This window comes from Candidatus Trichorickettsia mobilis (assembly GCF_034366785.1).
GTDB classification, from domain to species: domain Bacteria; phylum Pseudomonadota; class Alphaproteobacteria; order Rickettsiales; family Rickettsiaceae; genus Trichorickettsia; species Trichorickettsia mobilis_A.
In genome coordinates, this window is record NZ_CP112932.1 from 227,800 (window position 1) to 248,474 (window position 20,675).

12 protein-coding genes and 1 tRNA gene are annotated in these 20,675 nt (G+C 32.5%); 9 read left to right on the forward strand and 4 right to left on the reverse strand.

Features of this window, described 5'->3' with window-relative positions; genetic code table 11:
- Positions 1 to 137 precede the first annotated feature (137 nt).
- Positions 138 to 1,385, reverse strand: coding sequence for a polyhydroxyalkanoate depolymerase (locus tag Trichorick_RS01040; RefSeq protein WP_323738420.1), 1,248 nt, complete (start codon positions 1,383 to 1,385; stop codon positions 138 to 140).
- Positions 1,386 to 1,562: 177 nt separating this feature from the next.
- Here Trichorick_RS01040 and der point away from each other — a divergent pair, with 177 nt between their 5' ends.
- The 8 genes from der to polA all read left to right on the forward strand — a co-directional run bounded on the left by der (position 1,563) and on the right by polA (position 11,489).
- Positions 1,563 to 2,921 (forward strand): ribosome biogenesis GTPase Der, encoded by a 1,359-nt coding sequence (gene der, locus Trichorick_RS01045; protein ID WP_323738421.1) that lies wholly within the window; start codon positions 1,563 to 1,565, stop codon positions 2,919 to 2,921.
- A 225-nt stretch (positions 2,922 to 3,146) separates the two neighbouring features.
- A complete protein-coding gene (locus Trichorick_RS01050; protein WP_323738422.1) occupies positions 3,147 to 3,869 on the forward strand; it encodes a uroporphyrinogen-III synthase in 723 nt (240 codons plus the stop codon).
- Positions 3,856 to 4,614, forward strand: coding sequence for a hypothetical protein (locus Trichorick_RS01055; protein WP_323738423.1), 759 nt, complete (start codon positions 3,856 to 3,858; stop codon positions 4,612 to 4,614). The genes Trichorick_RS01050 and Trichorick_RS01055 overlap by 14 nt, the downstream gene beginning before the upstream one ends.
- 4 nt (positions 4,615 to 4,618) lie before the next feature.
- Positions 4,619 to 5,710 (forward strand): tetratricopeptide repeat protein, encoded by a 1,092-nt coding sequence (locus Trichorick_RS01060; RefSeq protein ID WP_323738424.1) that lies wholly within the window; start codon positions 4,619 to 4,621, stop codon positions 5,708 to 5,710.
- A gap of 76 nt (positions 5,711 to 5,786) precedes the next feature.
- Complete coding sequence (gene zapE, locus Trichorick_RS01065; RefSeq protein ID WP_323738425.1) at positions 5,787 to 6,836, forward strand: cell division protein ZapE; 1,050 nt, start codon at positions 5,787 to 5,789, stop codon at positions 6,834 to 6,836.
- A gap of 120 nt (positions 6,837 to 6,956) precedes the next feature.
- On the forward strand, positions 6,957 to 8,231 hold the full coding sequence (locus Trichorick_RS01070; protein ID WP_323738426.1) for a TerC family protein: 1,275 nt from the start codon (positions 6,957 to 6,959) through the stop codon (positions 8,229 to 8,231).
- Between the two features lie 18 nt (positions 8,232 to 8,249).
- Complete coding sequence (gene tmk, locus Trichorick_RS01075; RefSeq protein WP_323738427.1) at positions 8,250 to 8,861, forward strand: dTMP kinase; 612 nt, start codon at positions 8,250 to 8,252, stop codon at positions 8,859 to 8,861.
- A 6-nt stretch (positions 8,862 to 8,867) separates the two neighbouring features.
- Positions 8,868 to 11,489 carry a DNA polymerase I gene (gene polA, locus Trichorick_RS01080; RefSeq protein ID WP_323738428.1) on the forward strand — a complete coding sequence of 874 codons (2,622 nt, stop codon included), beginning with the start codon at positions 8,868 to 8,870 and terminating at the stop codon, positions 11,487 to 11,489.
- Positions 11,490 to 12,501: 1,012 nt separating this feature from the next.
- Here polA and Trichorick_RS01085 read toward each other — a convergent pair.
- From Trichorick_RS01085 to mnmE, 3 genes are all read right to left on the reverse strand, one after another.
- On the reverse strand, positions 12,502 to 13,698 hold the full coding sequence (locus Trichorick_RS01085) for an acyl-CoA desaturase (protein WP_323738904.1): 1,197 nt from the start codon (positions 13,696 to 13,698) through the stop codon (positions 12,502 to 12,504).
- A 167-nt stretch (positions 13,699 to 13,865) separates the two neighbouring features.
- Positions 13,866 to 13,940: transfer RNA gene (locus tag Trichorick_RS01090), tRNA-Gly, on the reverse strand.
- Between the two features lie 353 nt (positions 13,941 to 14,293).
- A complete protein-coding gene (mnmE, locus tag Trichorick_RS01095) occupies positions 14,294 to 15,634 on the reverse strand; it encodes a tRNA uridine-5-carboxymethylaminomethyl(34) synthesis GTPase MnmE (protein ID WP_323738429.1) in 1,341 nt (446 codons plus the stop codon).
- A gap of 251 nt (positions 15,635 to 15,885) precedes the next feature.
- Between mnmE and Trichorick_RS01100 the strand changes: the two genes are divergently transcribed.
- Positions 15,886 to 20,667 (forward strand): NAD-glutamate dehydrogenase, encoded by a 4,782-nt coding sequence (locus Trichorick_RS01100; protein ID WP_323738430.1) that lies wholly within the window; start codon positions 15,886 to 15,888, stop codon positions 20,665 to 20,667.
- Positions 20,668 to 20,675 lie beyond the last annotated feature (8 nt).

A 20,675-nucleotide genomic window follows, 5' to 3' on the forward strand; every position in this document is an offset into this window, starting at 1 on the left:
AGTAGATATAAGAGGCTCTAACTAGACGAAGGTCAAAATTGGAGAAGTGCTAGGAGTATCAAAGTCGAGGAGCGCAAGCAGTCAAATAGTACGTGAGCACCGCAGATCTTTAAGGAGACGACGCAATTCTCCAATTTTCACCGAGTATAGATGAAGTCTCTAATTTCTGGTACTATAAATTGCCTAAATTTACTACCGCTAAATACTCCATAATGACCGACTCCTTTTTGCAGATGATATTTTTTCATATCTTGTGGTATATTGGTGCATAAATTAAGCGCCGCTTTAGTTTGTCCGACTGCAGCAATATCATCCTTTTCACCTTCAATTCCAAGTAAAGAACAAGTAGTGATAGATTTTAGATCTACCTTACGACCTCTAGAAACTAGCTCACCCTTAGCTAAAGAAAATTCCTGAAATACTTCTTTTATAGTCTGTAAATAAAATTCTGCCGGCAGATCCATTACTGATAAATATTCATCATAAAATTTCTTTTGCACATCAGCTTTATCATCCTCTTCAATTAATAAGTTCTTAAACATATCAAAATGAGAATCCACGTGACGTTGTAAGTTAAGACTCATAAATCCCGCTAACTGTAAAAATCCTGGATAAACATGACGCATATATCCTGGATAATTGGGTGGAACAATAGTAATTACCATATTTTCAAACCACTCGATACTTCTGCCAGTAGCAAATACATTGACTTGGGTTGGGTTTTTTCTGGCATCAATGGGTCCACCCATTAGAATCATCGATTTTGGAACTAATGGATCCTGTTCTGCAGACATAATCGCAGTAGCAGCAAGTAGCGGAACCGTTGGCTGACATACTGCCATTACATGTAAATCGGGGCCAAGAATTTTCATAAAATCTATGATGTAATCAATAAAATCATCCATATCAAAACTACCAAGACTTAAAGGTACTTGACTAGCATCAATCCAATCGGTAATAAAGACATCACAGTATGGTAATGTATCTTGCACTGTGCCACGTAACAAAGTCGCATGATGTCCAGCCATAGGTGCAATAATTAATAATTTTGGCTGTGGCTGTTTTAAACCAAGCTTAACAAAATGTTGAAGATTGCAAAAAGCTTTACCTAATATTGTTTGTTTCTCAACTTTGTAAAGTTCATCAGTTACTTTACATTCGGTAATATCAAAATCAGGCTTCTGATATTTTCTAGTCATACGCTCCACAATTTCTAGACACGCTCTGGTAGTTCTAGCAAATTCAGTATTATATATGGGATTATGGCTATTCTCAAACCATTGTAATGACGACATCGCACCGAGTCGCATTGGAGACATTTGCATTCTTGATGCTTCAACCATATAATACAAATAATTAAAGTTATCGGAAACATACTTATGCATATATTTAGCTCTCCTTGTGAAACGTGTTAGTATGACAATTTTTGTTATAGCATAGAAAAGGTTTAATATTTATTAAATAACTATAGTTTATACAATTTTATTATATAAACTGGTAATTCATTCGCAATACCTAAACTGATCACTTATTTAAATTAGTAATATTCTGAGGAATAAACAATGAAGAAAAAAATTATTGCTTTAGTTGGCAGACCAAATGTTGGGAAATCTACCTTATTCAACCGTTTAAGCATCAATAATAAAGCAATAGTACATAACCAACCGGGAGTAACTCGTGACCGTAAATATGCTGAGGCTCGTATTGGTCCTTTTGAATTTACGGTAATCGACACACCAGGCTTAGAAGAATCTGAAGATGGCAAGCTTGAACACCGCATGATGCAGCAAACTATTGCTGCCCTTCAGGAAGCAGATATTACTTGCTTAATGTTGAGTGGTAGAGAGCAAATTACTCCCATTGATCAATTTTTTATAAATTTTGTTAGAAAATATACCGATAATTCTATATTAATAATAAATAAATGTGAGAAGCAATCTAATATTGATCCAGAATATTATACTTTAGGTTTTAGTACTCTAGTCGCAATCTCTGCCGAACATGCTATCGGCATGATGGATTTATATGACGCTATCCAACACCATATTACTATTCAAGAAACAAAGGAACCAAAAAAAAACTACTTAGAAACAGCTATAGAAGATCCTCTAAAATCTGATACCTTACAAATCGTAATAAGTGGCAGACCAAACGCAGGTAAATCAACTCTTATTAATGCAATTATAGGACAGGAACGCATGCTTACCGGTAGTGAAGCCGGTATTACCAGAGAGTCCATAGCCATTGATTGGCACTATCAAGACACCAAACTCAAACTAATTGATACAGCTGGCTTAAGAAAACGTGCTGTGATCAAAAATAACTTAGAAAAACTATCGGCTAGCGATGCTATAACCAGTATTAACTTTGCTAACACAGTTATATTAATGCTCGACGCTAGAAATCCTCTTGAACAACAGGATTTAAAAATTGCATCATATGTAATAGATCAAGGCAGAGGACTGATAATTGCAGTAAATAAATGGGATCTCATTAAAGATAAGGTACTTTTTAAAGAAGAATTACATTATCAATTAGAACAGAGTTTACCTCAAGCAAAAGGAGTGCCGACAGTATTTATTTCTGCTCTTAATAAACAGAATATTGATTTATTATTAACTGAATGTATAAAAATATATAAGCTTTGGAATAGCAAAATTTCTACTGGTAAACTTAATGTATGGTTAAATCAAGCGACTGAGAAACACCAGTTGCCATTAATAGGTAACAGACGTCTCAGATTAAAATATATGACCCAGATCAAAACTAGACCCCCTACTTTTAAAATATTTGCTAATAATCCTGAACAAATTACTGATAGTTATAAAAAATATCTAATTAATGACTTGCGTGAATATTGTTCACTTCCTGGGATACCTATTCGTTTTGTTTTTACTAAAACTAAAAATCCTTATACTTAGACAAAAAACATGTTATAGCACAAATCTCGGTAAAAGCCTAAGTAGACACGTCATTGCGAGACCTCGCCAGAGAGGTCGTGGCAATCTAGTTATTAGCTATCATTTTTTCTGGATTGCTTCGTTACACTCGCAATTGACGAATTTTGTTACAATGACGATTAATATTAACCATTTTTTCTTTTACAGCTCCATTTTACAACTATTCAATGCTATTTAATTTACCATATGTCTACTTCTCCATATAAATCAAGAGTCTTATTAACAAGAAGTGTAGATGAGAATCATAAACTAAAAGAACAACTTAAGCCATATGGTTTCAACTGTGTTTCATGTCCTTTAATTACATATAAAAATTTGCCGGTTGATTATGTTGCTATTTTTGACCATTATTCCAATATAATTATTACCAGCAAATATGCGGCTAAACTAATATATTCTGCATTAAATAATTTATCAGCCAATTATAGAAAAAATATTGAATTATGGGTTGTCGGTCACACATCTGCAACCATTTTAAAATCAATAGCTTTTATCAAGACTCAATATATCGCCAATGATGTTAGAGATTTAATTAATAATTTACCTGAAACTATATATAATGAAGCTGTTTATCTATCTGCTAACGAAATCACTAGCTTGTTACCAAGTGCAATTACAAGACAAGTAATTTATGAAGTTACCTATAAAGAGACATTAGAAGCTCAAGATTTTACTGAGATAATGGCAGGGATTGATTATATACTACTCTACTCTCAAAACTGTGCAAAAACCCTAATTAAACTATTAACTAAATATAATTTGATAAATACATTAAAAAATACGATAGTAATTACTATTAGTGCTAAAGTAGCTAATATTGTGAATATATACTTCAGCAACGTTGTGTATGTAGAACAAGCAGAGCACCAGCAAATGATCAATTTATTAATTAATTATGATAAAAACTAAATATTATCTTTGGCTTATATTATTATCAATAATCATTATTGCATTATTTGCTTTCTATAATTATCAGCAAATCACTTTAGGTTTGGGTAAAAGCACCTCTTTTTTAAAATTCAAGTCTAATAGTGAAATACCAGAAAAGAGTGGTTTTCTTACACAAGTTAGAAGTATTTTGCATATAGGCGAGGATAGGAATATAACACCAACACAAGATATCACCGCAGAAATTGAACAGTCTCCGACAGTTGCCAGTGAACCAAAGTCAATAATTTCATCAATAATCGATAATATTCCAGGATATGCAGCTGCTGCCCCTACTCCTGAGCTGAATTCAAACCCAATACTGGACTCAGCAATAAATATATCTCATTCAAAAGAGCTTAGTAATTACAGACGCCACTTAGCTGATGCTCAGTACTTGGTAATAAATTTTTTACAAGACAAATCTTATCTAAAACAATTAAATCAACTTAACATGCAAGAATTTCCACCAGAAATCAAAGCCATTATCGAAGACTTTACCGAATACGACAAAAATTATTTATTTGTCGATAACAACACTAACTATGAAAAAATCTTTCCAGTTAAACCAAATTTAGTAGAACGAGTAATTAAAATTACCAAAAAAAGCGACAAGCTTAAAAATAAAGAAGCCCTTAAAACAAAAATAATTTCTAACCTGGAGATATTTATTAATTTTATTTATTCAGAAGAGTCACAAAATATTTTAATGAATAAAGGTAAATAAACATATGATAAGACTTCTAGGATTTTGTACCATATTATTTTTATTATATTTATCTTTTATATTACTTGAACAACTAGATTCTCGTATTCTTATTACCGCTTATGACGATTATATTATTGAAACTACAATTTTTGTTAGTCTAGGACTAATAGCAATTACAGTATGCCTAATAATAATAATCTTAAAAATAATTTCGTTATTCTTTGAAATACCATACTTAATTAATAAACAGCTAGATAAAAATAATGCACAAAAGACAGTGGCTATACTAATGCAGGCTATGACTTATCTGATGCTCGGAGATAAACAAAGTAGCTTGCTAATCATTAAAAAATTACCGGCTAAAATAAAACCGGAATATCAAGAATTATATGACATTATTAATGCTGAAACTGAAAAAGATTTTGAAAAGCAAATACAGTATTTTAAACAGTTAACTTCATCAAAAAAATATAATTACTTTTCATTGAAGAGACTCGCTCAGATTTTTCATCAACGTGAATTATTTGAACAAGCAGAAAAATACGCTACTCTAGCGTTTAATTTAGTTGAGGTTGATAGTGATATATTAGAGATCTTAATTGATTGTTATGCTAATCTTGGTTTATGGAATAAATTTGTAGTTACAGTTGCTAAATTTAGCAGAGTTAATCCTATAAGATTAACAACACTCGCTAATAAAATTGCTAAACATTATTTAACAACCGCCAAATATTATTTAGAACTTGGCGAAGATAAAGAAGCCATTCATTGCTTAGAATCCGCGCTTGAACTATATCCTACATATTTAGAAGCACTAGACCTATATTTTACAATAAATGCAAGCTTATCTAAAACAACAAATCGACTTTCAATTCTAAAATCGGCATTTACAGCCGAGCCCTCTTTTGCCATAGCAGAGATTTATATAAAATTTGCTAATATGCCAGCTAATGCCATATATGAAGAATTATCAAATCAAATTGACCGTAAACTATACTGGCATTTATTAATAGCAATTGCCACTTATCTTAACTTACCAGAACAAATCCAAGCTCTTAGCGTCCAATATCATTCCGATACCCCAATGTCATCCCGTGCTAAAGCTGGGATCTAGTTAAACTTACTGAATCTCTACATATAGATGATGACATTATGGCACAAAATACTACCACTTCAGGACGTTAATCAGTATGAGTATCCAAGATTTCTTACCACCAGATTTTGATTTAGACACAGTTCAATTAACTCTTATTGACAAAATAGAAGCAATTACAAACTCTTTAACTCAGCAATCCACGTGGATACCACAATTCTTTAAACCAAAAAAATATACTAAGAGCGGAATATATTTATATGGTGGAGTTGGGCGTGGTAAAACCATGTTAATGCAAGCATTTTATAATAACCTTAAACTAACCAAAACAATGCTCCATTATCAAGATTTTATGTTATCTATCCATAAAAATCTTCATAATTTGCAAGGAACAACAACCAGCAAAATTATCGCTGACTTGGCCGCCAACTATGCCAGAGAATGGCAGATATTATGTTTAGATGAATTTGAAATCAAAGACATTACCGATGCGATGATTATTGGTAAATTATTTGTTGAATTGAATAAACGTAATGTCTTCATTTTTATCACCAGCAATACTAAGCCAGAAGAATTATATAAAGATGGTTTACAACGAGATTCTTTTTTACCTTTTATTGATTATCTACAATATCAATTTGAGATATTGCATCTTGATAACCATCATGATTACCGGTTAGATAAATTCATTACTGCAGGTGATCGTGTTTTATATCCCTTAACTCAAGATACACAGGATAAAATTCAACATATTATTACCGCTCTTACACATAATAATAGCTTAACCTCAATTACACTTGAAGTATTTGGGCGTCCAATAACATTTCAGCATGCTTATCAAAATATTTTAGTAACCAATTTTCAGGAATTATGTATGCAAGCATATGGTTATGCTGATTATGTCAATATTTGTCAGCGATTTAAAGTAGTAGTACTTAAAAACGTTATCCCAATTTCTGCTAATAATAACGATCTTATTACCAGATTCATCAATTTTATTGATAACGCTTATTTTTACAAAGTATTATTATTTATTACTTTACAAGATACACCAGGGAAAATATATCCAGAAGGTCGACGAGCTGAAGATTTTAAACGTACAATCTCAAGGTTATATGAAATGAATAGCGACTCATATCCACCATAAATAAATAATTAAACAACCAACTCTTGATAAAATTTTGGCCAAATGTAATAGCTAGGATAAAATTGACAAAGTTTAACCAATATGTTCAAAAAACAATATTTTTAAATTAGAAACTATATTATGGAATGGATAACAACTCCCACTATGTTGGCAGGATTATTTACGTTAATTATTTTAGAAATCATTCTAGGTATTGATAATCTGATCTTCATTGCTATCCTAGCGAATAAGTTGCCTCAAAAACAACAAAAATCAGCAAGAGTAATAGGACTCGGGTTTGCACTTATCCTACGCATTATTATGCTGACTGGTGTTTCCTGGATAGCTACTCTTACTGACCCATATATCCATATCCTGGAGAAAGCCTTGTCAGGACGAGATTTAATTCTACTAACTGGTGGGGTATTTTTATTATTTAAAGCTACCATGGAATTGCATGAGCGACTAGAAGGCTACCATAATGAAGATTCTAAGATTAGTGGATCTGCAAGTTTCTGGAATATTGTAGTTCAAATTATTGTTATTGACGCAGTGTTTTCTATAGATTCAGTTATTACTGCAGTTGGTATGGTTAGTGAACTATCAGTAATGATTGCTTCAGTAGTAATTTCGGTAATCTTGATGCTTATTGCTAGTACTCCACTGACAAATTTTATCAATCGACATCCTACTCTGATTATATTATGTTTAGGATTTTTACTAATGATAGGATTTAGCTTAGTAACTGAAGGATTAGGGTATCATGTACCAAAAGGATATGTCTATGCTGCTATTGCTTTCTCGGTGTTTATTGAATTATTTAATCAGTGTTCCATGTCTAAACGCAGAAAGACACTGACCAAAGCTCGCTTAAGAGCAAAAACAGCTGCAGTAATACATCGTTTGCTGGGAGGAAAAATAAATCTAAATAATGAGGATCTTATAGCAATTGCCGGAGTCAAAACCGAAGCTGTTACCTTTAACGCTGATGAACGTAACATGATTGGCGGAATCTTAAGTCTTGCTGAGCTTCCGACAAAATCCATTATGACCACATGCGATAAATTATATACTATAAGTATACAAGCTGATATTAACACTATTAAGGCAAAACTACTTGATTCTCCTTTCTCAAAGATTATAGTTGTCCAGGATACTTCCATTGAACCAATTGGTATTATAGACAAAAAAACTATTCTAAATACTTTAATTAGTAATAATGAAATATCAATATCATCAGTCCTTAAGCAATCAGCGCTTACTGTCAAAGAAAATACCCCAGTGTTAGATATGCTGAACGCTTTAAAAAAAGCAAAAACTTCTATCGCTTTTGTTACAAATGCAGCCGGTAATTTTGTTGGCATTGTAACTATAACTGATATAATAGAAACTATAGCTGGTGACATTCCAGAATAATAAGTTTAGAAAGATGCAATGATAGATTATAATAACCCAAAGTTCGTTACTTTTGAAGGCGTTGTTGGTTGTGGTAAAACTACTCAAAGTAAAATGCTTCATGAACATTTATTGAGCAAAGGTTTAGAAGCACGCAGAACCAGAGAAATCGGCGGCACAAGAGTAGCAGAACTGATACGCGATATAGTAATTTATGAACATATGTTACCATATTCAGAATTATTACTCATAATGGCCGCAAGATATGAACATATCCATAAAATTATTATTCCTGCTTTAACTTTAAATCAATGGGTGATTTGTGATCGCTTTGTAGATTCTACCGCCTGTTATCAAGGCTTATCTGATATAGGATCAGATAAAGTTTACCAATTACACGACGAGATATTTAATAATCTAATGCCGGATATTACCTTCTTTATTGATGTACCACCAACTGAAGCATTAGATAGAATATCAAATAATCTTGATTGTAATAAGTTCGAGAATGAGGGTTTAGAATTCCACAACAAAATTTACCAAGGATTTCAAGCCATAACTAAACAATTTTCAAATAGGATAGTCAGAATTGAGGCTGCACAATTAAACCCTGAGCAAGTCCATATGAAAATATTGCAAGCTTTATCCTAAAAATTGATGACTGATAAAAATACTTTATTAATTATAGATGGCTATGGTTTTGTCTTTAGAGCATACCATGTACAACCACCATTAACTGCACCAGATGGCTCTCCTGTTGGTGCGGTGTATGGGTTTACTAGCATGCTAATGAAAATTTTACATGATTTTAAACCCACCTTTGCAGTTATAGTATTTGACTCTGGTGATAAAAATTTTCGTCATCAAATTTATGATCAATATAAAGCTCATCGGCCACCAATAGCTGAAGAATTAATCACACAATTACCAATAATGCGCACTGCAGCGCGAAGTCTTAATTTTTCCGTAATTGAAAAATCAGGCTATGAAGCAGACGATGTTATCGCAACTATAGCTACTAAAGCAACAGAACAGCAACAGAATGCAGTAATTATTTCTTCAGACAAGGATTTGCTACAATTGATGAGTGATCATATTAAAATATATGACCCCATAAAGAATAAATATATATCATCAAATGATGTAGTAGAAAAATTTGGAGTTACTCCTGATCGTTTAAGAGAAGTAATGGCTTTAATTGGCGATAAATCAGATAATATACCTGGAATTCCGGGTATTGGTCCTAAAACTGCAGCTACCTTAATTCAACAATTTGGCTCATGCGCTGCAATGCTCAACTCTACTGAGCAAATTAATAATATAAAACAACGAGCGGTAATTGAAGCATCAAAAGCTAAGGCTTTAATCTCGTGGCAATTAGTTGGTTTAGATCATAATGTTGATATTGCAATTGATTCAGAGAAATTTAAATGGAGTCCACCTAATGTTAATCAGTTATCTGATTTTTTGGTAAGCTATGGTTTTAAATCATTATATAAAAGAGCTGAGGGGCTATTTCAGATTAAAATCAACGATAATAAATTAGTTGATGTAGATACAGTAGTAATCCAGGAAATTTTTACTAAAGAGGAATTAGTACCAATACTGCATTCAGCAGAAGATACTGGTTTTTTATCAATCTATGTTATAGAATACCAGAATCAGCCAGCAGCATTAGTTTTATCAATAAAATCTGATAAAAGTTATATAATTTCTTTATATCATGGTAGCAAAGCTGAAAATTTATTTGAACCGATTGCAGATAATGATTGGTTTGTACCAATAATAGCTCCCTATTTAGAAAATAAAGCAATTAAAAAAATTACAGTAAATATAAAATTATTATATAGTCTATTTACAGTAATAAATTCTTATGAAGATATAGAATTAATGCAATATGTATTATCTGCGGGCGCTGTCAAGCAAGATATATTTGAGACAGCAAAACAACATTTAAAGCTGACTGATATTATTAATGATTCAGCAAAAATAGTAACAAAATTTCATGATAATTATCAACAATTAATTAATGAATTAAGAAATAATCATATTTTACAATTATATAATAACATCGATCTACCGCTAAGTAAAATTATCTATCAAATGGAACGTAATGGCATTAAGGTAGACTTAAGTTATCTACAACAATTATCAAGTGAGTTTGCTACTGAAATCTCATCACTAGAACAAGAAATTTTTAATTTGTCTGGAGTTAAGTTTAATATTTCTTCTACTAAGCAATTAGGAACAGTTTTATTTGAGAAAATGCAGCTACCATTCAGTAAAATATCAGCTAAATCCAAAAATTACGTAACTGATGTCGAAGTACTAGAAGTTTTAAGTGAACATGGTTACGTGATCGCAGATCTACTATTAAGATGGCGGCTTTTAAGTAAACTAAAAAATACCTATACTGATGGATTGCAATCGCATATTAATCCAGTCAATCATCGAATACATACAACTTTCTTACAAACATCTACTACTACTGCTAGATTAAGCTCTCAGAATCCTAATTTGCAAAATATTCCTATTCGCTCCAAAGAAGGAAATAAAATTAGAACAGTGTTTATAGCTGAACCAGAACATAAACTGATTTCTGCTGATTATTCTCAAATTGAACTACGTATCTTAAGTCATGTTGCTAACGTAGCAAAATTAAAACAAGCTTTTATGAATGGTTTAGATATACATAGTTTAACTGCTTGTAATATTTTCAAACTTAATCAATCACAGTTAACAAGCGAACATCGACGTAAAGCTAAGGCAATTAATTTTGGTATAATTTATGGAATTAGTGCTTTTGGTCTAGCAAAACAACTTAACATTACTTCTAAAGAAGCAACCGAATATATGCATAGCTATTTTGCAGAATATACCGAAATTCAAGAATATATGGAAAATACCAAGATTTATGCAAGAAAATATGGATATGTCAAAAACTTATTTGATAGAAAATGTTTTATCCCATCAATTAATGATAAAAATAGTAATATCAGACAATTTTCTGAGAGAGCAGCGATTAATGCACCTATTCAAGGTACAAGCGCAGATATTATTAGAATTGCAATGATTAATATCAACAAAGAAATATCACGGCAGCGATTACAGGCTAAATTAATTTTACAAATTCATGATGAATTATTATTTGAGGTACCACAACATGAAGTCGCAATAGTCTTGCCAACATTGAAAAATATCATGGAACAAGCTTCACCTTTAAGTGTCCCGACAATTGTAGAAGTAAAAGCAGGAGATAATTGGATGGAAATCCATTAGAGCACTAGGCGCTGTATTGACAGGCTCTAATAAACTGGGAGCAGCTTTCTCATATACCTCACACTACATTAATGGTAAGGGCGGTCATATCAGTAAAGTGGCTGTTCACATATTTTGAAAAATAGTCATTGCGAACGAACATCGTTCGCGTGACAATCCAGATCAATTAAAGCACTTCGGACTTTTCTGGATCACCACGTTTTGCAAATGCAAAACTGTATCTATTCATGTCCCCGGCAAACCTTTACTGTATCAGGTATACAGATGGTGAGTTTGACTACAAACTGTTTACACGATGTCATTTCCAGCAACGGCGTGAATCCAGCGTAACATCTTAAGCATTTGAGGCTTTATATTCCTAGATTCCCGCCGTTCTGGGAATGACATCGAGTGCGTTAAGACTAGTGTATATATCTACATCTGCGGTTTGCCAGACCCCTGAATAGATACGCAAAACTCACTATGATGCCTTGTATATTGCATAGTCATGTTGATTTTAAAACCTGTGAACGGCCACTTAGTAAAGATAGAGTAAGGAACTATATTGGTACTATTTATAGGTTATACGATTATCAATTAGATAATTTTATTATGGTTATAAAATATACTAATATAATCATAATAACTAGTATGCATAGTACAACTAGATTTTTTTGTTTTTGCTTATTGTTTTCCGACGAAGTCATTTTAGGAATAGCATTGGTTTTTAATATCATTAAATTCTGCTTTAAAATAAGTATATTGAATTAAGAGCTGTAAAAAGTACATCTAAGATGTAATCTTACATTAAGACTTGTCTCTGCTCTTCACTTAAGTCAGTTAGGCGATGACAATTAAATTTTAAGAGAAGATCAGTACAAGCATACTTAAACTTGTTGTACAACTGAATCTTGATAAATTCGTTGACTATGCTATCATCTATCTACCTAACTGATAAAACCCTACACCCTTCATGCTGCAAGAATTAGTTTTTTTCTCTCTAAATTTTTATGTCTACTTTCAAAGACAGGCTCTAAGATGTTTTTAAAGCGAAATTATCTAGTGTTTGATATAATTTACAAATAATAATTTCAGTATTATCTAATTTTTCAGCAACCATTTTTAATATTTTTTCAGATGATTTTTCTGGCAGTTGTACTGATGAACGTAATTGTTCAGCAATTTTATTAAGAGATTCTTGAGCATCAGCAAAAGATTTCTTTAACTGATTTTTTACACAAATAGAAGAATTTTCTAATTCATTTAATTTAACATACAGATGCTCTAATAATTGATCTACCTTATTTTGTAGTACACTTGCTTGTTGTTTTCTCCATTCAATATAATACTTATTAGTTTCATTCAATTTAGCTTGAATTCTTACTTCTGGAGTACGATCTAAGTCCCATGCTAATCCAACTTTGCTCATTAAAAAAATAATCCACTTATGAACATCAAAATGATACCACTTAGCCCCATTGCGATAATCAGAAGGAAAGGCGTGATGAAAATTATGCCAATTTTCGCCTAACAAAAATAGTGCCATCCACCAAATATCACCTGCGGTGCCTTTGTAATATTCTTTAGTACCGACAAAGTGACATAAAGAATTTACACAAAAAGTTGCCTGTTGCTGTAAAGCGCGACCAATACCAATAAATAGAAAAGCAGTATAACAAGATAATAAGCTACCGCCTATGCAATAGCCTATTAACATCGGCAATATAACGTTCATAAATACTGCAATTTGCCAATAATATTTTAATTGCCACTTAAGTAAGTTATTTTTACCAAGTTTAACCATAGTAAGACGATCAATGGATTTATAACTACCTTCTCCTGAAAGCATCCACCCAATGTGAGCCCAAAGAAATCCGATAACCTGATTCCTAAATTTAAGAGGACTATGCGGATCCTCTTCCTTGTCAGTATAAGTATGGTGCTTATAATGATTTGATGCCCAAGATAACGCTGGTCCTTGCAAAGTACCAGCTGACAGCATAACTAAAATAAATTCTACAAACTTATTTATTTTGAAAGCATTATGTGACCACAAACGGTGCAATCCAACACCAACCGATATATTTGCACCATAGTAACTGACAATTATTAAAGTTATTTCTATAACGCCGACCTGATAATTGGCTGCGTAATGAATAAAAAGAGTTATAAGAATTATAGGATAAATAATTAAAGTGAAAAACGCCGGCAAATTAATATTTTTAAATATATTAAACATGGCTATACCTTATTTAAATCTACGACATGAATACCCAATAAAGTATAGCATGACTTTAATAAAAAGACGAAGCAAAACTTTATTTGTTATCAAAATTAATATATAAATCTAATTAGATAAGATTTGTATATTAAACTAAATTTACTACAAAACAATAATGGAGCGGGCGAAGGGATTCGAACCCTCGACTTCGACCTTGGCAAGGTAGCGCTCTACCCCTGAGCTACGCCCGCTTTATAGTTATAGATCATTGCTTTCTAGACAATTAACACTAGCAAAGATACATTATAGCAGCAAAAGATCAAGGATAAATTGATAAATAATACTCATAATTTAGAGAAAGATAATTATGTTAACGCAAGTTGCCAATTAAAATGTGAGCATTGTTCACGAGTTTTTAAGCTTGAACATTAGTTATAGAGAGTGTTTGCGGAAACCTACGTGTCAAGTTAAAGAAATGAAGTGAAGCCCGCCACGTCATTGCGAGGCATTACCGAAGCAATCCAGTTAAAACATGTTCAGTTCATTTTCTGGATTGCTTCGGTAATGCCTCGTAATGACGAAGAATGATGACTAGAACTGACCTCTATTTACCAATACAAAAATTACTAAATATTTCTCCTAATATTTCTTCGACAGTAATATTACCAGTAATATTACTTAAAGTACGAATAGCCATTCGAATATCTTCGGTTGCTAATACTAAATCACCTAGCGGATCACAGCTTGCCAAATGTATCAAAACTTCTTCCAGTTGATGCCGATGACGGGCTCTAGTAATTGGTGGTTCTTCAGTAAGGCCAGAAATATTGCTTGCTATTGACTCAATTTCTTTGAGTAAGTTATCTAGCCCTAAATGCTCGGTTATTGAAATAGGTATAAACTTTTGATTATTATAACTCTCATGCTCCATATCGTTGATCAGATCAATTTTATTGACTACAATTATAGTATGATTATCAATTACGTTAATCAGGATATCTGGGATATTCTGATTTCGCACTTCTATCATCAATATTTTGATGTCAGCAGTTTTAGCTGCTGCTAGTGCTCGATTCATACCTTCCTGCTCAATAACATCATCACACGATAACCTGATTCCGGCAGTATCCTGCAAGATAATTGGATATCCACCAATATCTAAGTGCGTTTCAATAATATCACGGGTGGTACCAGCAATATTGGAAACAATTGCTACTTCTCTTTGTGTCAGAAAGTTTATTAGACTTGACTTACCAACATTGGGAGCTCCAATAATAGCAAGCTTGATGCCATTACGTAGTAATTCTCCACGTCTATTATCATTGAGGTATTTTGTGATCGTATATTGCAATTTTTCTAGATTCACCTGCACTTGCTCTAATATAATTGGTGGAACTTCTTCATCAGGAAAATCAATATAAGCTTCTAACAAACTAATGATAGTTAACAAATCTTGTCGCCACTGACTAAAAAGCCGATGCAGACTACCACCCATTTGTTGGATTGCTTGCTTATGTTGTAAAATAGTTTCAGCTTCAATCAAATCAGCTAACCCCTCAGCGCTAGTTAAGTCTAGTTTATTATTAAGAAAAGCTCTGCGAGTAAATTCCCCAGGTTCGGCACAGCTTAAACCTTCTATTTTTAATAAAGCTGTATAAAGCATATTGGTAATTGCAATGCTGCCATGTGTGTGTACTTCAACTATATCTTCTCCAGTGAAACTTGCTGGAGATTTAAAATATACAACCATTGCAGTATCAATTAATTCAAGACTTATTGGATCGTAAATCTTTTGATAATACATATATCTTGGAATAATTTTGTCTATAGGATTATTATACAATAGTTGCTGTAGTGCATATAAACTCTGGGTTCCAGAAATTCTAAATACTGCAACACCTGCCTTACCAGGTTTTGAGCTTTGTGCAAAAATGGTTGGTCTCATTTAGGTCCTTACTTGCGTGTAATAATGATTTGAGATAGTATTTAACGCGAGTTGCCAATTAAAATTTCTAGAAGCTCCTGTTTTCACGTCTGAACCAATGGGAGCTTTGATTCAAACGTGAAAACAAGTTTCTAGCAATTTTAATTGGCAACTCGCGTTATTTAGACTTCTTAATCTTAACTTAATTAGCTAAGCTCTGAAAGCCTGGATAAAGTAAAAAATTTATTTAATTATAAATAGGATCCAATGATATGTCTGTTACTTCTTCTTTAGCTCTAAGTCGTCTTACTTGTCAGATCCCCGATTATCAAGCAGAAATTCTTAAATTAATCCAAGCTAAAGGTGATGATCCACTTTATGTCGAATTTATTCGTCAGTTTTTTATATATCTACCAGTTGACTACCAAATACGAGAACAATTCGAGCTATTTACCAATTTCTCTGACAAAGCGTTTCTATTTTTTAAAAACAGAAAAATTGGCCAAAGAAAAATTACTATTACTCAATCCAACTTGCATTCCGATCCCGCAATTACTATTTTATTAATCAACGATAACAAGCCTTTTATTGTTGATTCACTAAGCTGTTTATTTACAAAGCTTGCGCTCCAACCAAGATTTATACTACACCCGGTGATTTATTGCACTAGAGATGGTAATGGCGAATTACAAAAAATAGTCAATAAGCAACACAACCAGCCAGCCGAATCTTTATTATACATAAAAATACTTGGTAATTTTGATCAAGCAATGATTTCTTTGTTGGATAAAGAAATCAATTATACCTTAGACCAAGTAGATGCTACTTATAACAGCTGGCCAGTTTTATTACAAAAAGTACAAAGTTTGGCAAAAGGAATAAAAGATAATAAAATAATTTATGAAAATATCGGTCTACACTCATACTCTGCTGAAATAGTAAGTTTTTTAGAATGGTTACAGCATAATAATTTCACTTTTTTAGGTAGTATTGATTTTGATATATCATCAAAAAACTTTATCAGTGAGCAAGGTGCTACCTCAATTTGGCAAGATAATATCGAAGAACTGCAAAATATTATTAACTTCTCAAATCAAAATATATACCAAAATACTCTACTTATACTTGGTAAAATCAACCGCTTGTCTCCTGTTCATCGCAACAACTTAGTAGATTATATTCTGGTTAAAAAGCTTGACCTACACGGCAAATATACTTCAGGCACTATAATCCTGGGGTTATATGGTTCAGCAATTTACTATCAATCTATTATTAATATTCCTATTCTTCGACAAAAATTACGTTTTGTTTTGGATAGATCAGAGTTTCCGCTAGGAGGTTATAATTCCAAAAAACTTAAAATTATTATCGAATCTTTACCCAGAGAAGCCTTAATTCAAATTGATGAAACTGATTTATATTGTATGTGCTTACATATGTTATCAGGTATGATGAGTCGCAAGCTTAAATTATTTATTCAACAGGATTGGTCTGGAGCTTTCATCAATGTGCTTATTTTTTTACCGAAAGCAAGGCTAACTCCGGAAATCCACAATAGCATTAATATATATTTAGCCGCAAAATTGAAGGGTAAAATATTATTGGATAATGTTACTGAAGTGGTGCAGAATTTTTCGCATTTGTTTGTAACTCTAGCAGTACAAGAGAATATCGAATTTAAAGTAGAAGAAATAGAAAATGACGTTGATCAATTATCCACCAGTTGGGGAGAGTCTTTTTATCATCAGTTATGTAAAAGTTTTGGTGAGTACCAAGCTAGTCTTAATTTTAAGATTTTTGAACAGACTTTTCCAGCTGATTATCGGCATAAATTTACAGCCACAATTGCCGTGCAAGATTTGATATCTTTGCAAAAAGCATCTAGCGATCGGCACGCAGTATTTAACTTGATTCCTATAAATAATATAGATTTTCAATTAAAAATTTATAGCCCAGAGAAAAAATTAATATTATCCAACATCTTACCATTTATAGAAAATTTAGGATTTAAAGCGATTGATGAACAAAGTTTTATGATTGCTGCTAGTGGTAATATTAAAGAGAGTTGGATCTATCAATTCCTTCTATCAGCAGGAGCTCCAATTTCGCGCAATCTGCAAGAGTTAGCAGTCAATGTTGAAGATGCATTAGATAAAATGGCTGGGGGCCATTTGAGTGCAGATTCTTTAAGCAAACTAGTAGTGCTATGTGGCTTTAACTGGCATCGTATTAAGCTACTTAGAGCTTTAACCAGATACTTGCATCAAACAGGTTTTGCTTATGGCAAAGGATATGTACAGTTAACTTTAATCAAGCATTATAATTTTACTGAACTGTTAATTACTTTATTTGAAGCAAAATTTAATCCATTCACTGCTAATGTAGACGTAGCAAATCAGATAACAGACCAGATAATTGCTTACTTAGATACAGTAACTAATAGTACTGAAGATAAAGTATTACGTAGCATGCTCAATTTATTGGAGGCAATGGTTAGAACTAATTATTATCAATTTATTGATGGTACTATTAAAAGTTATTTATCATTTAAATTTAGTTCTAAAAAGATCAAAGGGCTACCATTGCCATTGCCTCATGCTGAGATTTTCGTTTATTCCAATGATTTTGAAGCTATCCACTTACGCGGTGGTAAGGTAGCACGTGGCGGCATTAGATGGTCTGATCGTGGCGAAGATTATAGAATTGAAGTACTTGGATTAATGAAAGCACAAATGACTAAAAACGCTGTCATTGTTCCAGTCGGTTCAAAAGGCGGCTTTGTGGTATTTTTTAGTCAAGATGATCTTAGTTACCAAGATTATATGACCAAGATTATTGAATGTTATAAGAATTTTTTACGAGGTTTATTAGATATCACAGATAATATTATCGACAGTAAGATCATACATCCTAAAAACACAATAATTTATGACGACCAGGATCCATATTTAGTGGTTGCTGCCGATAAAGGTACAGCAACATTTTCTGATTACGCTAATGAAGTTTCTGCAGAATATGGTTTCTGGCTCAGAGATGCTTTTGCTTCAGGCGGTTCTAGTGGCTATGATCATAAAAAAATGGCGATTACCGCAAAAGGAGCTTGGATTTCCGTACAACGACATTTTCAAGAAATAGCAATTAATGTCCAAACAGATCCAATCACGGTCGTAGGTATTGGTGACATGTCCGGCGATGTTTTCGGCAATGGGCTGTTAAGCTCAAAATCAATAAAATTGGTAGCTGCCTTTAATCATCAACATATTTTTATTGACCCAGATCCTGACATGGACACAAGTTTTAAAGAAAGATTGCGATTGTTTAATTTACCAAGATCAAAATGGTCAGATTATAACGTTAAATTAATTTCAAAAGGTGGTGGCATCTTTGAACGTGCAGCAAAATCAATTGCAATATCAACTGAAATGAAGCGATTACTGGACATTCAAACTAATGCATTGTCTCCTGAGGAGCTAATCAAAGTTATTTTACAGGCAAAAGTAGATTTAATCTGGAATGGCGGTATTGGCACCTATATCAAAGCGTCATATGAAAATAATTTTGAAATAGGTGATAAAACTAATGATAATTTACGTTGTGATGCTTTAGATATCAGAGCAACGGTAATTGCAGAAGGTGGCAATCTAGGAATTTCTCAACAAGGAAGAATTGAATATAGTAAATGCGGTGGTCGTATCAACACTGATTTTATTGATAATTCTGCCGGAGTTGATTGTTCTGATCATGAAGTAAATATTAAGATTGCTTTAAATAATGCAGTAGTCAATGGTACATTGACCATAGCAGAACGTGATGCTCTATTGGTTAATATGACTACTCAAGTTGAATCATTGGTACTTAGAGATAATTACGAACAAACGCAAGCCATAACTATTTCGCAATTATCTTCTGCTCTTAATGTAGAAATGTTCAGCCAGTTAATTAACGTATTGGAAGAAGAAAAGTTATTAGATCGTACAGTCGAGTTTTTACCAGATACTGCAGAGTTAGCCAAAAGATCAATTGCTAAAGAACACTTAACCAGACCAGAACTGGCAGTATTATTATCTTATAGTAAAATGTCAGTTTGCAATGAATTGGTTAATGCCAAATTAACTGAAGATAAGTATTTTGAGACCTATTTAATTGATTATTTTCCGCAAATTATGCGTGATAAATTTAAAACTGAAATACTATCGCATCCATTGAAGAATGAAATTATCAGAACCGTAGTTACCAATAAAATCGTTAATCAGTTAAGTGGACCGATTATTAATACTATTAAACGTGAAACAGGTGGAGTAGTCTGCGATATTGTACGGGCTTATACTATTGTTTGTTGCATCTTTGATTTAGATAATTTATGGAAATCTATAGAATCACTAGGAACTAATGTCAATAATACGATAAAAATTGACATGTTTACGGAACTTGCAAAAATTATGCGTCGAGGCAGTTCATGGTTTATCCGGAATCTGGAACATCCAATTGATATATTAAAAACAATCAATGATTTTGCTGAGCCAGCAAGACACCTAAATTCAATTATTGCGTCACTATTACTAGGTGAAGCTAAACGTAAATTTGATGATCGAGTAGAAAAATATACTGCAGCAGGAGTAGAGTTGCGTATTTCTCACGCAATTGCAACAGTAGATAGTTTGGTATCAGCTTTTGATATTATATATGTTGCCAAACAAACTAACATCAGTGATGCTGAAGTGGCTAAATTTTATTTTGCTGTTGGTAATAGATTTAATATCGATTGGTTACGTAAATCATGTGAAAAACAAATTGATGATTCTTATTGGAATAGATTATCGATTCAATCATTGAAAGATGATTTATACGATAAACAAAGGCGATTGCTAGTTAAAATTATCAATCAATCACCAGTAGGCAATATTGATCTTGACCAATGGCTTAACAATTATCAAGGAATGGCTAACATATTTTTTAATTTTGTTGAAAAAATCAAACTACAAGAGGATGTAAATCTTAATATGATGATTCTTGCTAATAAAAAATTTGAAATGTTTTTACGTAAGCTTGGATAGTACTTAAT